Here is a 392-nt window from a genome sequence, read left to right on the forward strand (position 1 = left end):
TGGCGGTGAGGTCGAGTTTGCCGCTGCGGCTCTGGTCGCGGTCGACCTCCTGCAGGGCGAGGACGTCGGCGTCGAGGGCGGTGACGGCGGCGGTGAGCCGGTCGGGGTCGACGAGTCCGTCGGCGAGGGACCGGCCGTGTAGCAGGTTGAAGGTGGCCAGGCGCACGCTTGCACCCTACGTGGCCGTGGGAGGGTTGCCGGGTGTTGAAGGTGTTGGTGTGTTCGGTGCTGTTGTTCGTGGCGTTGGGGGCGGTCGGGGTGTGGCTGCGTCGGGCGCGGGGGCGGTGAGCGGCGGCGCTGGTGAGGCTGCCCACAGGGGGCGTCGTGGGGCGGGTGGCGGTGGGAAGAATGGCTGCCCGTGGATCTGGATCCCCTGTCGCTGACGACTCTGC

At 71.4% G+C, this 392-nt stretch carries 1 protein-coding gene; it reads right to left on the reverse strand.

What is annotated here, in order from left to right:
• A partial coding sequence (locus ACSNN9_RS28670; protein WP_436676421.1) for an endonuclease/exonuclease/phosphatase family protein occupies nt 1-166 on the reverse strand: 166 nt, incomplete at its 3' end.
• Between the last annotated feature and the right edge of the window lie 226 nt (nt 167-392).

Source organism: Micromonospora sp. URMC 107 (assembly GCF_051386315.1).
GTDB lineage: Bacteria > Actinomycetota > Actinomycetes > Mycobacteriales > Micromonosporaceae > Micromonospora.